This window comes from Halomonas sp. GXIMD04776 (assembly GCF_049808615.1).
Taxonomy (GTDB): domain Bacteria; phylum Pseudomonadota; class Gammaproteobacteria; order Pseudomonadales; family Halomonadaceae; genus Modicisalibacter.
Genome location: NZ_JBNCAN010000007.1, coordinates 1 through 16501, shown reverse-complemented (window position 1 = coordinate 16501; position 16501 = coordinate 1). Strand labels below are relative to the sequence as shown.

Annotated in this window: 8 protein-coding genes; 5 read left to right on the top strand and 3 right to left on the bottom strand. The window is 58.0% G+C overall.

The window, feature by feature from the left end:
• Positions 1–20 precede the first annotated feature (20 nt).
• Both gyrA and ACPF7Z_RS06080 read right to left on the bottom strand, forming a co-directional pair.
• Positions 21–2777 (bottom strand): DNA gyrase subunit A, encoded by a 2757-nt coding sequence (gene gyrA / locus ACPF7Z_RS06085; protein WP_425192304.1) that lies wholly within the window; start codon positions 2775–2777, stop codon positions 21–23.
• 221 nt (positions 2778–2998) lie between these two features.
• Complete coding sequence (locus ACPF7Z_RS06080) at positions 2999–3418, bottom strand: acyl-CoA thioesterase (protein ID WP_425192303.1); 420 nt, start codon at positions 3416–3418, stop codon at positions 2999–3001.
• Between the two features lie 212 nt (positions 3419–3630).
• Between ACPF7Z_RS06080 and ACPF7Z_RS06075 the strand changes: the two genes are divergently transcribed.
• The 5 genes from ACPF7Z_RS06075 to ACPF7Z_RS06055 all read left to right on the top strand — a co-directional run bounded on the left by ACPF7Z_RS06075 (position 3631) and on the right by ACPF7Z_RS06055 (position 9746).
• Positions 3631–4560, top strand: a complete 930-nt coding sequence (locus ACPF7Z_RS06075) for a recombination-associated protein RdgC (RefSeq protein WP_425192302.1) — start codon at positions 3631–3633, stop codon at positions 4558–4560.
• On the top strand, positions 4557–5720 hold the full coding sequence (locus ACPF7Z_RS06070; protein ID WP_425192301.1) for a 1-acyl-sn-glycerol-3-phosphate acyltransferase: 1164 nt from the start codon (positions 4557–4559) through the stop codon (positions 5718–5720). Before ACPF7Z_RS06075 ends, ACPF7Z_RS06070 begins: the two co-directional genes overlap by 4 nt.
• Positions 5721–5723: 3 nt before the next feature.
• Complete coding sequence (locus ACPF7Z_RS06065; RefSeq protein WP_425192300.1) at positions 5724–6887, top strand: cation diffusion facilitator family transporter; 1164 nt, start codon at positions 5724–5726, stop codon at positions 6885–6887.
• A 182-nt stretch (positions 6888–7069) separates the two neighbouring features.
• Complete coding sequence (locus ACPF7Z_RS06060) at positions 7070–7768, top strand: transglutaminase-like cysteine peptidase (RefSeq protein ID WP_425192299.1); 699 nt, start codon at positions 7070–7072, stop codon at positions 7766–7768.
• Between the two features lie 52 nt (positions 7769–7820).
• Positions 7821–9746, top strand: a complete 1926-nt coding sequence (locus ACPF7Z_RS06055) for a bifunctional diguanylate cyclase/phosphodiesterase (protein ID WP_425192298.1) — start codon at positions 7821–7823, stop codon at positions 9744–9746.
• Between the two features lie 57 nt (positions 9747–9803).
• On the opposite strand, the gene ACPF7Z_RS06050 is transcribed toward ACPF7Z_RS06055, so the two are convergent.
• Positions 9804–16499, bottom strand: a complete 6696-nt coding sequence (locus ACPF7Z_RS06050) for a tandem-95 repeat protein (RefSeq protein WP_425192297.1) — start codon at positions 16497–16499, stop codon at positions 9804–9806.
• Positions 16500–16501: the final 2 nt, after the last annotated feature.

The following is a 16501-nucleotide window of genomic DNA, read 5'->3' as shown; positions in this document are numbered from 1 at the left end:
TCCAGGGCGGTCGCGATGGCTCATTCCTGAGAATCCGGCGTATCTGGAATATGCGGCCCATCCTTCGCTGATGCGCTGTCGTCGGATTGCTCGGCGCCCTCATCCAGCACGGGCTCTTCCCCCACTGAGGGCTCTCCATTCGCTGCCGCTGAGGGCTCCTCCTCCGGCTCATCGACCCGCACCGTCTTGACCAGGGACTCACCATCGCCAAGACGAATGAGCATGACACCCTGCGTATTGCGCGAGGTGGTCGAGACTTCCTCGACGCGGGTGCGCACCAGGGTACCGCGATCGGTGATCAGCATCATTTCGTCACTGGTCGCCACCTGCATGGCCGCCACCAGCGCCCCGTTGCGACTACTGGTCTGCATGGCGATGACCCCTTGGCCACCACGGCCACGCAGCGGGAATTCCTCGAGACGCGTACGCTTGCCATACCCCTTCTCGGAGGCGGTCAGAATATAGATCTGATCGTCATTGCCATTGGCGCCTGTGCTTCCTGGAGTCTGCTCATCGTCAAGCTCGACATCCGCCTCGCTGTCGATCTGAGTCGACTGCGGGATGATCAGACTAATGACTTCGGCACCTTCGGCGAGGCGCATGCCACGCACCCCTCGAGCAGTACGCCCCATGGCGCGCACGTTGGTTTCCTCGAAACGGATCGCTTTGCCATTGGAAGACAGCAGCATGGCGTGATCGCTACCCGAGGTAATGGCGGCACCCACCAGACGATCGTCTTCATCCAGATCGATGGCAATCAGGCCCACGCTACGCGGCCGCGAGAACTGATCCAGGGTGGTACGTTTGACGGTGCCCTTGGCGGTGGCAAAGAAGATGAAGCTGTCTTCGCGATATTCGCGCACCGGCAGCATGGCATTGATCGCCTCGTCATCGTCCAACGGCAACAGATTGACCAGGGGCTTACCGCGGGAACCGCGACTGGCCGCAGGAATCTCGTAGACCTTGAGCCAGTAGACCTTGCCCTTGTTGGAAAACAGCAGCACGGTGTCGTGGGTCGAGGCCACCAGCAGATGCTCGATGACATCCTCATCCTTCATGCTGGTCGCCGATTTGCCACGTCCGCCGCGCCGCTGAGCCTGATAATCGGTGATCGGCTGAGTCTTGGCGTAGCCGCTACGCGAAATGGTGACCACCATATCCTCTTCATTGATCAGGTCCTCGATGGTCAGATCAAGGCGGCTGATCTGGATCTCGGTCTTGCGCGCATCGCCATACTGATCGCGAATGGCGATCAACTCTTCTCGAATGACCTCGAGCAGGCGATCCGCCGAAGCCAGAATCTCACTCAGCTCGGCGATCTTCTCGAGAATGCCCAGATATTCGTTGAGCAGCTTCTCGGTCTCGAGACCGGTCAAGCGGTGCAGGCGCAGCTCGAGGATCGCCTGGGCCTGCGCCGGCGACAGCCGATATTCGCCACGATTTTCAGAAAGACCAAAGCCTTCCTCGAGATCCTCCGGCTTGCAGGACGTGGCGCCGGCGCGGTCGAGCATGTCGGTCACCTGCCCCGGCTGCCAGGTACGATCCAACAGTCGCTCCTTGGCTTCCGCGGCACTCGGCGAGGCCTTGATCAGCTCGATCACCTCGTCGATGTTGGAAATCGCGACCGCCAGACCTTCCAGGATATGGCCTCGCTCCCGCGCCTTCCTGAGCTCGTAAAGCGTGCGCCGGGTGACCACCTCGCGACGATGACGCACGAAGGCCTCGAGGACCTCCTTGAGATTCATCGTCTTGGGCTGACCGTTGTCCAGCGCTACCATATTGATACCGAACACGGTCTGCAGTTGTGTATGGGCGAACAGATTGTTGACCACCACCTCACCGGACTCACCGCGCTTGACCTCGATCACCACTCGAAGGCCTTCCTTGTCCGACTCGTCGCGCAATTCGGCGATGCCCTCGACACGCTTTTCCTTGACCAGTTCGGCGATCTTTTCGATCAGACGCGCCTTGTTCACCTGATACGGCAACTCGGAGATGATGATGTGGTCGCGCCCGGACTTCTCGTGATGCTCGATGGTGTGCTGCGCGCGGACGTAGATACGTCCCCTGCCGGTACGATACGCCTCGAGGATACCGGCCTTGCCATTGATGATACCGGCGGTAGGAAAGTCGGGGCCCGGGATATACTCCATCAAATCGTCGATGGTCAGGGTATAGTCATCGATCAAGGCCAGGCAGCCGTTGATGACTTCGACCATGTTATGCGGCGGGATATTGGTCGCCATGCCCACGGCGATCCCGGAAGAGCCATTGATCAGCAGGTTGGGCAGCTTGGTCGGCAATACGTCGGGAATGCGCTCGGTACCGTCGTAGTTGTCGACCCAGTCGACGGTATCCTTTTCCAGATCCGCCAACAGTTCATGGGCCAACCGCGCCATGCGTATTTCGGTGTAACGCATCGCCGCAGCGTTATCGCCGTCGATGGAACCGAAGTTGCCCTGGCCGTCGACCAGCACATAGCGCATCGAGAAGTCCTGAGCCATGCGCACGATGGTATCGTAGACCGCGCTATCCCCATGCGGGTGATACTTACCGATAACGTCGCCGACGATACGCGCGGATTTCTTGTAGGCCTTGTTCCAGTCGTTGCCCAATTCATGCATGGCAAACAACACCCGGCGATGCACCGGCTTCAAGCCGTCGCGCACGTCTGGCAGCGCGCGACCGATGATTACGCTCATGGCATAATCAAGATACGACTGTCTTAGCTCGTCCTCGATGTTGACGGGTAGAATTTCTCTGGCGGTGTCACCCATGGGTCGTCGAATCCTTTGCACTACAACTGATAAGCGCTGGCGTGAGACAGCAATCGATGAACCGCGCCCTGTTCACGCTACCGAGCTCGTGTAGCGAAAAGCTCTTGTAGCAAAACAGGGCACGGCTCAAGGGTCGCCCAACGGGGCGACACGATGACGAATTGTACCATTGCAGGACTCGTTTAGGCAGCGTAGGAATCCTGCCGCCAGTATCTTCTCCCTTAACATTCCAGCACCAGGGGCTCGAGTACGTTTCTCAGTTTTTCCTCGATGCGTATCGAACGTCCGGTACGGGTATCGAGCACGACGAAAGTAAAATCCGCGTCGGCGATTCGCTTGCCGTCGCTGACACGATTGATCACCTGATGCATGACAGCATTGCGCTGGTTGATGCGCGATAGCGAACTCAATATTTCCAATTCGTCGTGAATGACCGCCGCACGACGATAATTGATGTTCAGATTGACGGTGACCACAGCCAGGCCTTCATTGAAAAGTGCCGCCAGATCGAATTGCTGCTCGAAATAAGCCCAGCGCCCCTCCTCGAAAAACTCGAGATAGCGCGCATTATTGACGTGAGCATAACCATCAAGATGAAAACCGCGCACACGCACGGTGGAACGGGCGATACGATGATCCATGCTGCTACTTCCTGTTGAAAAGTTTCAATTAGTTATAACTGTATTTTCTAATGTATTATGCAAGCCAAGCACCTTTATTGTTCAGTAAGGCGCTTCGCTATCCTCTGAAATATGCAAAACGGTTAACACCTGCCTTTTGTTCCTTCTATTCGATACTGGTACCCGCTTGGGGTATTGGCCATAATATGTCCCCTTTTACCCAAGGCGATACCATGTGGTTCAAGCACTTACATCTTTACCGCGTTCATGATGCTCCGACGCTGAACAACGACGACCTGATCGTGGCCCTGGACGAGCAGGCGTTTCGTCCCCTAGGGGGTGCCGAAGCCCGGCGCCTAGGCTGGAGCCCCCCTGCTGGGCGCAGCAGTGAGCAGCGCTTACATGAAATTCAGGGCCACCGACTGCTGTCTGCCCTGCGTCAAGAGCGCCTCCTACCCAGCTCGGTCGTCAAGGAAGAAGTCGAGAGCCGTGCCGCGGATATCGAAACCGCGGAAGGCCGACCTCTTCGTCGTCAGGAAAAACAGGCGCTGAAGGAACAGATCTACGAAGAATTCCTACCGCGAGCCTTCGTGCGCACGCAGCGCTTCGATCTATGGTGGGACACCCAGCGCAACCTGATAGGTATCAATGCCTCGAGTCGCAAGCGTGCCGAGGATATTCTCGACCTATTGCGCCAGACACTGGGCAGTCTCAAGGTAACGCCACTGGCGACCCGCACTACGCCTATCCGTGCGATGACCGAATGGCTTGGCGACCGCTCCAAACGCCCTGAAGCCCTGACACTGGGCGATCAGGTCGAACTCAAGGCCCTCAGCGGCGATGAGAGCGTACTGCGCGGACGTCAAATGGATCTCGATTGCGACGAGATACAAACCGCGTTGGACGCTGGACGACAAGCCACGCGCCTAGCCTTTACCATCAATGAATCTATGTCCATGATACTCAGCGACGACTTGGCATTAAAGTCATTGCGTTTCGCTGATACGCTACTCGATGAGGCCAGTCAGACCGACGATGGCGGCGATGCAGTACTGCGTCTGGAGACCGATTTCGCACTGATGACCAAGGTCCTGGCGGATGCCATAGAACAACTCATCGACTGGCTGGGAGGCGAAGCCGTCTCCACTGCACCGACACCATGACACAACAAGCGACTCAAGATCTTTACGAGAACATTCGGCCCTATCACGATGACGAGGTGGCCGACGTGTTGGCGCGCCTGGCGCACAACCCTGAATTTCTGGACGCCATCACTCGCTATCGACTTCCGCGGTTAGCGCAATACGCGCCCTGGCTTGCCCGCGCGCTGGCGGGCATCGCAGTGAAGCGGCAGATGCGGGGCGTGGACAGTGTCGGCAAACTTCAGGATCACATCGCCTACTACATGCGGCGCATGCTGGCGACCACTACCGATGGGTTCGAGGTGACGGGACTGGATAAACTGGATTCAGATACCGCCTATCTGTTCATCGGCAATCACCGCGACATCACGCTCGACCCGGCCTTCGTCAATTATGCGCTGTATCAGGCCGGGCGCAATACGGTACGTATCGCCATCGGCGATAACCTGCTGCAAAAGCCGTATGTCACCGATCTGATGCGGCTTAACAAAAGCTTTATCGTGCCGCGCAGCGCCAAGGGCAAGCGTGCCATGCTGACCGCCTATCAAGCGCTGTCCGGCTATATCCGACATTCGATCAGCGTCGACAATCATTCGGTGTGGCTGGCCCAGCGCGAGGGGCGCGCCAAGAACGGCATCGACCGCGCCGATCCAGCCATCATCAAGATGCTGACCATGGCCCGTCGCCAGCACGACAAGGAAGCCAGCTTCGCCGACGCTATTCGCGAACTGCGTATGGTGCCCGTGTCGATCAGCTACGAGTATGACCCCTGTGATCTGCAGAAAGCGCGAGAGCTGCATGCGCTGCATACCGAAGGACGTTACGAAAAAGTCGAATTCGAGGACATTCGTTCCATCGTCGCCGGCATCACCGGTGCCAAGGGGCGTATTCACCTCAATTTCGGCGAGGTACTGGACGCCGACTTCGAAACGCCCGATCAGGTTGCCGAGGAAATCACTCGCCAGGTACTGGACGGTTATCATCTGTTTCCCAGCCACGAACTGGCCCTGGAAGCCAGTGGACTGGCGCCGGATCTGATCGATATGAGCGAAGTCACCAGCGCCGATAGAGAGCGATTTACCACGCGGCTCGAAAGCGTTCCCGGGCACCTGCGCGACTGGTGGCTGGCGCAGTATGCCAATCCGGCGCTCAACCGTGCCGGGCGCTTGCCCGAGACATAGGCCATGCCTGCTCAACGTAATCGCGACAGCGATACCCGCGCCGCCCACAAGGTCACCCTGATCGGCGCGATTCTGGATACCGCACTCGGTCTTGCCAAGATGATCGTGGGGTACGCCGTCGGCTCCGCCGCGCTCGTAGCCGACGGCATCCACTCCTTTTCCGATGTTGCCACGGATGCCTTCGTCGTGGTCGCCACCCACTATGGCCGTCAAGCACCGGACAGCGATCACCCTTACGGCCACGGACGCATCGAGACGCTGGGCACTTTGCTGCTGGGCAGCGTGCTGATCTTCGTTGCTGGTGGTATCGCCTGGGCCAGCCTGAGCCGCCTGCTCGAAAATGTAGCGATTGCACCGCCCGGTCCCTGGGCCATCGCACTGGCGGTGGTCGCATTGGTGACCAAGGAATGGATCTTTCGCTATACCCTCCGGGTCGCCAAGCGCATCGACTCACAACTGCTCAAGGCCAACGCCTGGCACTCGCGCAGTGACGCCTTGTCAACGGTGGTGGTCCTGATCGGCCTGGTGGGGGCTCAGTTCGGTATCCAATGGCTGGATGCGGTGGCGGCCATCGCCGTCGGGCTCTTGGTCGGTCAGATCGGCGCTTCACTCCTGTGGGACTCGACCCGGGAACTGATCGACACTGCCCTGCCGGAGGAAGAGCAGCGCCAGATGCGCTTCCAGGCCCAACAGGTGCCGGGGGTGCGCAGCGTTCATCAATTGCGTACCCGTACCGTGGCCGGCCAGGTACTGCTCGATTTCCACCTGGTGGTCGCGCCCCGCCTGACCGTATCCGAGGCCCACGAGATCGGCAATCAGGTCAGTCGCGAGCTGCGCCACGCCCACCCTCGTCTATATGACGTGATATTTCATATCGATCCGCAGGACGACTCCGCACTCGCCAGCCCCGACCAATTGCCAGGCGCCCCCTTACGTGCCGATATCGAGAACGCCCTGGAAGCAGCCTGGGGTGATATGCCGCTGTGGCAGCAGCGCATCGCTCTGGATCTCCATTACCTGGACAATCGTGTCGATATTTCGCTCTATGTCCCCAACGCCGCTCATCAGCATGACCTGGATGCTCAGGCCCTGAAACTGCGTCAGGCCGGCACCAATCTCGATTGGTTAGGTCGTCTGCAAATCTGGCAAGGGCCTGGCAAGGCATAGGGACCGGTGCTTTCCTTGAATACCTGCTCTTGAGTGCCTGCCCTCCACCGTTAACACCTCACAACGTTTTCCAGCATACGAAATAGGCATCATTACCCCCTCTTCTAAGCCCTTCGAGACTCACTCTCCGGACGTATGATCGACATCATTTTTCGTTTCCTCTGTGAGGGTACCGCCTGTTCATGCCTCCGCCTTCGCACGGCAACACCTTCACCCGTCGCCGATTTTTGCGCAGCGCCGGTGCCACTCTGCTGGCACTGGCAAGCGGCGTGGATGGGCTGGCGAATGGGTCCATGGATATCGAGCGGATGCGCACCTTGATGATCGAACGCTACGGTCGTGACGGCGACGTGGCGCTCGATGCCTGGCTTGGATTACTGCGCGACCTGAAAGATCGTAGCACGGCCGACCGACTCAAAGGGGTCAATGACTTCTTCAATCAGCGCGTGCGCTGGATCGACGATATCCAGATCTGGGGCAAGGAAGACTTCTGGGCGACACCTCTGGAGACCCTGGCCAAGGGCGCTGGCGATTGTGAGGATTATGCCATCGCCAAATACCAGACACTCAAGCGGTTAGGTATCCCCGGACGCCATCTGCGCATGATCTATGTACGCGCTCGTGTCGGTCGTAGTGATCTGTCTCAAGCCCACATGGTGCTTGGGTATTACGCGACGCCCAGCGATGAACCACAGGTGCTCGACAACCTGCTGCCGACCATCCTCCCCGCCAGCCAGCGCAGCGATCTCAGCCCTGTCTTCAGCTTCAATAGCGACGGCCTCTGGACCGGTGGAGGCTCGCCTTCGTTAGCCGATCCCACTCAGCGGCTGTCGCGCTGGCGCGAGGTGCTTCAGCGCATGTCAAAGGAAGGAACTCTATGAACGACAAAACACGACCTGACATTCGAACCTGGCACAACGAGAGAGCCCATTGATGTCACTGATAAAACAGTTGTGGCTGACCATTCTCGCAGTATTGGTCATTTCGTTAGGCGGCAGCCTGTTCATCAGCATGATGACCAGCACACAATATTTCGAACAGGAACTGCGTATCAAGAATGCCGACAATGCCAACGCTCTGGCACTTTCCTTGAGCCAGCTCGACAAGGACCCGGTCGTCGTCGAGCTACTGATTGCCGCCCAATTCGACACCGGCCATTACCGTCGTGTCGAGCTGGTCACTCCTGAAGGAGAGACCCTGCTACGTCGCGTGAGTGACGCGGCCATTGCCGACGTACCAGCGTGGTTCGCGGACTGGGTGGACTTCTCCATTCCGGCGGGCAAGGCAGTCATCCAGAACGGCTGGCAGCAATACGCAACGATCATCGTCGAGAGCCACCCTGGCTATGCCTACCGGCTGCTGTGGCAAACCGTCATCGATCTGTTGAGCTGGTTTGCCATTGCAGCACTGATCAGTACCGGTCTTGCCTGGTGGATCGTACGTACGATAAGACGCCCTTTGCAGTCCGTGATCACCCAGGCACGAAACATTGGTCAACATCACTTCAGCGTTTGCGAAGAGCAACCCCGAACCCGTGAGCTTCGCGAGGTGGTGACAGCCATGAATCATCTTTCCATGACCATGAGCACGCTGTTCAATCAGGAAAGCCAGACCCTCGATCACCTACGCCAGAAGTTGCAGCAGGACGACATCACCGGTGTCATCAAGCGCGATATATTCGTCAAGCGGGTCGATACTCTGTTGAATGATGATAGCGATGCCGCCAGGGGGCACATCGTTCTGGTACGGTTGCTCAATCTTGCAGAACTCAATAAGCGTCTAGGGTACAGAGCCACGAATCAACTGCTGGCTCACTTCGCGAACATGCTCGTCGACACGGCATCGCATTACGATCAAGGCCAGGTAGGACGCCTAAATGGCAGTGATTTCGCCATTCTGCTGCCAGGTTGCGATGACACCCAGCAACTGCGGCAGCGCCTGGAAAAGGAATTGCACGCGCATCTCGAGGAAGCCCGGATTGATATCACACTGCCGATATCACTCATAGGCTATGCTCGCGGAGACGATCGGCGCGAATTGTTCAGCGCACTCGACGGCGCTCTAGCCACGGCGGAAACGAGAGGCGGTAACTGCATCGAGGTTGTCAATCTCGATACGCAACAGCCGCTCTATAACACCCATAAGGAATGGCGTCATGCCTTGATTCAAGCCAAACGACTCGACGGGATTCAACTGGCGCGCCATCCAGTGCTCGATCAATTCAGCAGACTGATGCATTACGAGTCACCGGCGCAGCTCAAACTGGAAGGTGAATGGCAAGCGGGGGGTGTCTTCCTGCCTTGGCTGTCGCGGGTCGGGTTGAGCTGCGATTTCGATCTGGCCATCGTCGACACGGCCCTCGAAACGATTGCCCAGAAAGGCAAGCCCTTAAGCATCGGCCTGTCCCGGGATGCGATCTTCGACAGTCGTTTTACGGCGATATTGCGCCAATACCTGAACAGTCGCCCCGAAGAGGCCAAGCAACTACGGATTGAAGTACCCGAATCGATAGCCGTCCAACACATGGATATCTTCCGCCCGCTAGCACTGGAGCTGCGCGCCTTTGGGTGCAGGATAGGACTGGAGCGTGCCGGCCCCGAATTCGCCAAACTCACCGACCTGCAGGGTCTTGGGTTGTCCTATATCAAGATCGATACATGGCTGGTGCGAGACATTCATCTTCAGCAACACACCCATCCTTTCCTGAGCGGTATCGTCACTCTTTGCCATTCCATTGGCATAGAGATCATTGGTCAAGGCATCATCTGCGACGCGGAGCGGGATTGCCTATTCGCGCTAGGTTTCGACGGAGTGACCGGTCCAGGGGTTCGACATTACCTGGATCTGGTCAAAGACTAGACAAGCACCTCTGCCCGGCGTCGCCGGGCAAGGTGTTCCTTGGCGTTCTACACTCGCTTACTGATCGATATGCAGCTGCTGGTTATCGATCAGCGACTTGATGAAGTCCGATGAGCTTTGATCCGCCATGCTGACCCCTTCGAGAACGATTGTCTGATCGGCGCCAGCCCCATCGTTGCCTAGCTGACCATTCGAGCTGATGAACAGCACCGTGCTCCCAGCCTCCTCCTTGGCAGAGATGTAATTGTCAATAGTGTCGCCACTCTCATCCTGCAATAGTTCCGCCAATTCCAAACGGTCGCCTTCTCCCTCGGCGCGATAGCCATTGACCGGGTCGAGAGTAAAATCCTTTACCACATCCCGCGCTGGCGACTGTTCACTGGACTGATCGCCGAATGACCAGGCAAAGACGTCCGCGCCAACCCCACCGTAAAGAAGATCATCACCAGCACCGCCAATTAGCGTATCGTTACCATTGCCGCCCACGAGAATGTCATCGCCTCTGCCACCATCGAGCCAATCATCGCCACTATTGCCGCGTCCGTCCCCAATCAGACTCTCGACATTGTCGCGAACATAGGATGACATTTGCGCATCACTGGGCGCCTCTCCTCCGTTTAAAGACCAGCGCAGATACTCACTTAGTCCCTGATAGCCCAGGCCATCATGGCTGCCGGCGGTAAACACGTCCCCAGTATTGGCATTGGTCCAGGCCAGTTGATCCGTGTTGAGCGTATCGCCGAAGAGGATGTCGTTGCCTGCGCCACCGGCCACCACGTCATCGCCCAGCTCTGCCAGTTCCTCGAACTGCGAACTGCCCTCCAGCGCCGCCCGTAGATCGTCGGCGTTATTGGCGATCTCCACCTGACCGACAGGGCCGGATACAGGCCGGGAATAAGGAATGCCAAGAAAATACCCTGCGACGACTCGCTCAGTGCCCTCGCCAGCAACGCTTGAGTTGTCGAAGAAGCGCAGATACTGCTCGGAGATATTGCTGCCGATCCCCACGGCATTGACCTGACTGACAGTGCTTAGCGATTCGAAGGCATCTACAGATGCTTTCAAAACATCGTAGTTCGTGCTGTTGCCCGGTCCAGTCACCTTTCCTTTTGAATCGAAGTAATAAGTAGGATCGCCATCGGTCAGGAAGTAGGACAGATTCTGGAAGCCGGCTTCCTGTGAGGCACCCTGAGCACTCTGATCGTTGAACCACTCCTGTGCCTTGATAAAGGCCGCCTGATAATTGGTGCCTCCCCCTGCCGCAAGCTTATCGATGGCCTTCTCCAGACGTCTAGCGCTGTCGCTATCGATATCCTGAATGTTGACCTTGGTGCTGCCCTTATCGGAGAACGTCACCAACTGCACATTGACCGTTCCTTCGTGCGCTTCGAGCTGCTCGGCCAGGTTCTGCAAGGCTTGCTTGGTCAATTCCAGGCGCGTCAGACCCGCGGTACCGGAAGCGGCGTTCATGCTGGCCGACACGTCGACCATCAAGGAGATGTTGTAGTTCTTGGCCGGGTCGATCAACGTGACCTTGCCGCCCTTGTCACCGACGTGAACGTCGTCGCCGCTGCCCAGCGCAATCTCGTTATCGGCATTGTTGCCCACGGATAGAGTGCCGGGATCGGCCACTTGGTAGTCGACGCTGTCGACCGCACTGAACGGTTGACCCCAGACGTCCTCACCGCTGACGCTGGCGCTAACCTGGCCGGTTTCGAGCAGCACCGCTGCGCTGGCAGGAACAGTGACGCTCCAGGTCAAGGCATCGGTCACGCTCGTGGTGTAATCGATGCCGCCGATCTTCACCACCACCTGATCGTTCGCCTCGGCATCACCACCGACGCTACCCCGTAACGTGATGGCCTGGCGCGCTTCGCTGTTGCTTAGCAGGTTGTCGTCACCGAACAGAGGCGTCTCAATGGTAATACTAGCCTCGGGGGGATCGATGCTCTCCGCAGGAGGCCGATAGTCGATGAACGACGCCTCGGCATCGATCGTCAAAGTAGCACTCGCCTCGGCGCCCGCCTCATCAGCGATGGTATAGTCGAACGCGTCCTGAACACGGACATCGGTGACGAAGAAATCGCCACCATCCTGAGTCGATGCCGTGTCCTTATAGGGGAAGCTTTCGAAGGCCAGGTAGCGGAAGCCGCCTTCGATATTGTCGATTGTGACGCGACCACTATTGTTACTCTCCGGACCATAGTCGACCGTCGTGGCATCGATCACTCCAGAGCCTACCAGCTTGCCCTGGTTATCGTAGGCATACCATTTGCCCGCCTCGCTCCCTTGTTCCTCGTTGAACAGCTTGGAGACACCGAAGGAAGCGTTGCTGACTGACGTCCCGAGATCCGCAATCAGGACCTCGCCATTGTCGTTGATCTGATCCGGCACCAAGCGGCCATTACTGCCAGCGACGCCTGCGCCGTTGCTCGTCGACGCCACGCGCTGCTGCGCATCATCACTGAGTGCGAAGCTCTCGAGCAGATTGAGTTCGCTCCGGCCCAGGCGATCATCGCCGGTTTCAAACCCGTAGAGTACCGGCGTGCCCAAGTTCGAGGCGTATGTATAACCTCCTAGCGAATCGATTTCCAACGTACCGTACCGGCCGACGACACTCGCGCTTCCGCTTTGCGCAACGTTGGTACCTTCGATCCGGATGACACCTATGGCGTTACCCTCCAGATCGTTGTCGTTGCTCAAGACGCCATCACTATCGCTCCTTGAGACGCTATCGCCGAAGGAAACGCCATTCGTGTCGTCGACGGCCATCGGGGCATCGTTGACCGGTGTGACGGCCAGATCGAGTATGGCGGTATCGACGAGTGAGCCATCGCTGACGGTGTAGCTCACCGTCGGGACCTGACCGTTCCAGTTTGCATCGGGCGTAAAGGTGTAGCTGCCGTCGCCACCGATGGTAAGTGAGCCGATGCCGTCGATCTGAGCGGTTTTGCCGGCCTGATACGTCGTACCACCGACGCTGAAGTCACTGACACTGAGCGAATTACTATCGATGTCACGGTCATTGGCCAAGACATTGCCGGTGATCGCGTTGTCCTCGTCGCCGGTGGCGCTATCGTCTTGAGCAACGGGCGCGTCGTTCACCGGGGTAACGGTCAAATTCAGCTCGGCGGTATCCGTGAGCTCCCCATCGGTGACGGTGTAGCTGACCGGTGGCACCTTGCCATTCCAGTTGGCATTGGGCGTAAAGTGATAGTGACCATTGCCATTGATCACGAGCGAACCGACGCCCTCCAGCTCGGCGGTATCACCAGCCTGGTAAGTCGTGCCACCCACCGTGAAATCGCTGACGTTGAGCACAGCGCTATCGATATCACTATCATTGGTCAGCACGTTGCCGCTGCGCGATGTGTCCTCAAAGAGCTTGGCAGCATCACTCTCCGCAACAGGCGCGTCATTGACCGGCGTGACCATCAACTTGAGCGTCGCGGTATCGCTCAGCTCCCCATCGCTGACGGTGTAGCTTACCGCCGGCACTTGGCCGCTCCAGTTCTCCTCAGGAACAAAGGTATAGTTGCCATTACCGCCAACGGTCAGCAAACCGATGCCGTCGATCTGAGCAATTTCGCCGGCCTGATACGTCGTACCACCGATGCTGAAATCACTGACACTGAGCGAATTACTATCGATGTCACGGTCATTGGCCAAGACATTGCCGGTGATCGCGTTGTCCTCGTCGCCGGTGGCGCTGTCGCCTTGAGCCACCGGTGCGTCGTTCACTGCGGATACGGTCAGATTCAACTCGGCAGTGTCGGTCAGTTCACCGTCGGTGACGGTGTAGCTGACCGGTGGCACCTGGCCGTTCCAGTTGCCATTGGGCGTGAAGGTGTAGCTGCCGTCGCTGGCGATGCTCAACGAACCGATGCCTTCCAATTCGGCGGTTTCGCCGGCTTGGTAGGAAGTACCGCCCACCGTGAAATTGCTGATGGACAGATTGCTATCAGCGTCGACGTCATTGTCGTTGGCCAGTACGTTGCCGGTGATCGCATTGTCCTCGTCGCCGGTGGCGCTGTCGCCTTGAGCCACCGGTGCGTCGTTCACTGCGGATACGGTCAGATTCAACTCGGCAGTATCCGTCAGTTCGCCGTCGGTCACGGTATAGCTGACCGGCGGGACCTGGCCATTCCAATTCTCGACCGGCGTGAAGGTATAGCTACCGTCGCTGGCGATGCTGAGCGAGCCGACACCGTCGAGCTGGGCGATTTCGCCTGACTGATACGTCGCGCCATTGACGGTGAAGCCGCTGACGGACAGATCGCTATCAGCGTCAACATCTCTGTCGTTGGCGAGGACGTTTCCACTGATCGGCGTATCTTCGTTGCCAACAGCGCTATCGCTTTCGGCAACCGGTGCGTCGTTCACTGCGGATACGGTCAGATTCAACTCGGCGGTATCCGTCAGCTCACCGTCGGTGACGGTGTAGCTGACCGCCGGCACCTGGCCGTTCCAGTTATCGTTGGGTGTGAAGGTGTAGCTACCGTCGCTAGCAATACTAAGCGAGCCAATGCCTTCCAATTCGGCGGTCTCGCCGGCTTGGTAGACGGTGCCGTCGACGGTGAAGTTGCTGACCGCGAGTGTATTGCCTTCGACGTCACTGTCATTGGCTAACACGTTGCCAGTGATAGTGGTGTCTTCATCGCCGGTGGCACTATCGGCTTCAGCCACGGGGGCATCATTCACTGCCGATACGGACAGATTCAGTTCAGCGGTATCCGTCAACTCTCCATCGGTCACGGTATAGCTCACCGCCGGCACCTGCCCGTTCCAGTTCTCGCGCGGCGTAAAGGTGTAGTTCCCGTCGCTGGCGATGCTCAACGAACCGATGCCCTCAAGTTCGGCAGTCTCGCCGGCTTGGTAGGAAACACCCTCAACGCTGAAGCCGCTAACGGAAAGGTCATCGCTGTCCGTATCAACGTCGCTGTCGTTAGCCAGCACGTTGCCGATGATTTCGTTATCTTCAGCACCAGTTTCAATATCATCTTCAGCGACTGGCGCATCATTCACCGCCGATACGGCCAGATTCAGCTCAGCAGTATCCGTGAGCTCCCCGTCGGTGACGGTGTAGCTCACCGACGGTACCTGGCCATTCCAGTTCTCGACCGGCGTGAAGGTGTAGCTGCCATCGCCAGCGATGCTCAACGAGCCGACACCCTCGAGTTCGGCAATCTCGCCTGACTGATACGTCGCGCCATTGACGGTGAAGTCGCTGACGGACAAGTCACTATCGGCATCGACGTCGCTATCGTTGGTCAGCACGTTGCCAGTGACCACAGTGTCTTCGTCACCAGTAACACTATCGCCTTCGGCGCTTGGCGCATCATTCACCGGCGTGACGGTCAGATTGAGCTCTGCGGTATCTGTCAGTTCACCATCGGTGACGGTGTAACTGACTGCCGGCACCTGGCCATTCCAATTCTCGATCGGCGTGAAAGTGTAGCTACCGTTGCTGCCAATGCTGAGCGAGCCGATACCGTCGAGTTCGGCTGTCTCACCAGCTTGGTAGATTGTGTCATCGATAGTGAAACTGCTGACCGCGAGTGTATCGCCTTCGATGTCACTGTCGTTGGCCAGCACATTGCCAGTCAGCGCAGCATCTTCTGATCCAGTCGCAGCGTCATCCTCGGCCACCGGCGCATCATTCACCGGCGTGACGGCCAGATTGAGTTCGGCGGTATCCGTTAGCTCACCGTCGGTGATGGTATAACTCACCGCAGGCACCTGCCCGTTCCAGTTGTCATTGGGCGTGAAGGTGTAGCTGCCGTCGCTGGCGATGCTCAACGAACCGATGCCTTCCAATTCGGCGGTTTCGCCGGCTTGGTAGGAAGTACCGCCCACCGTGAAATTGCTGATGGACAGATTGCTGCCAGCGTCAACATCGCGATCGTTGGTCAGCACATTACCGGTGATCGCATTGTCTTCATCGCCGGTGGCGCTATCGCCTTTGGCCACCGGTGCGTCGTTCACTGCCGATACGGCCAGATTGAGTTCGGCGGTATCCGTCAGTTCGCCGTCGGTCACGGTATAGCTGACCGCCGGCACCTGGCCGTTCCAGTTATCGTTGGGTGTGAAAGTGTAGCTACCGTTGCTGCCAATGCTGAGCGAACCGATACCCTCGAGTTCAGCAGTGTCGCCGGCTTGGTAGGTATTGCCGTCGACGGTGAAGTCGCTGACGGACAAGTTAGTATTGGCATCAACGTCACTGTCATTGACTAACACGTTGCCAGTGATAGTGGTGTCTTCATTGCCGGTGGCGCTATCGTCTTGAGCCACCGGCGCGTCATTCACCGCCGTGACAGTCAGGTTCAGCTCGGCAGTGTTGGTCAGTTCCCCATCGGTGACGGTGTAGCTCACCGCCGGGACCTGACCGTTCCAGTTTGCATCGGGCGTGAAGGTGTAGCTTCCGTCATCGCCGATGGTCAGCGAGCCGATGCCCTCGAGTTCGGCGGTTTCGCCTGACTGATACGTCGCGCCATTGACGGTGAAGTCGCTGACACTTAGTGAATCGTTCTCAACGTCGCTGTCATTATCGAGAACGTTGCCGGTGAGCACAGTATCTTCATCACCCGTCCCGGCATCGCCTTCGGCGATTGGCGCGTCATTCACCGCGGATACGGACAGATTGAGCTCTGCGGTATCTGTCAGTTCACCATCGGTGACGGTGTAACTCACCGCCGGCACCTGGTCATTCCAATTCTCGACCGGCGTGAAAGTGTAGCTACCGTTGCTGCCAATGC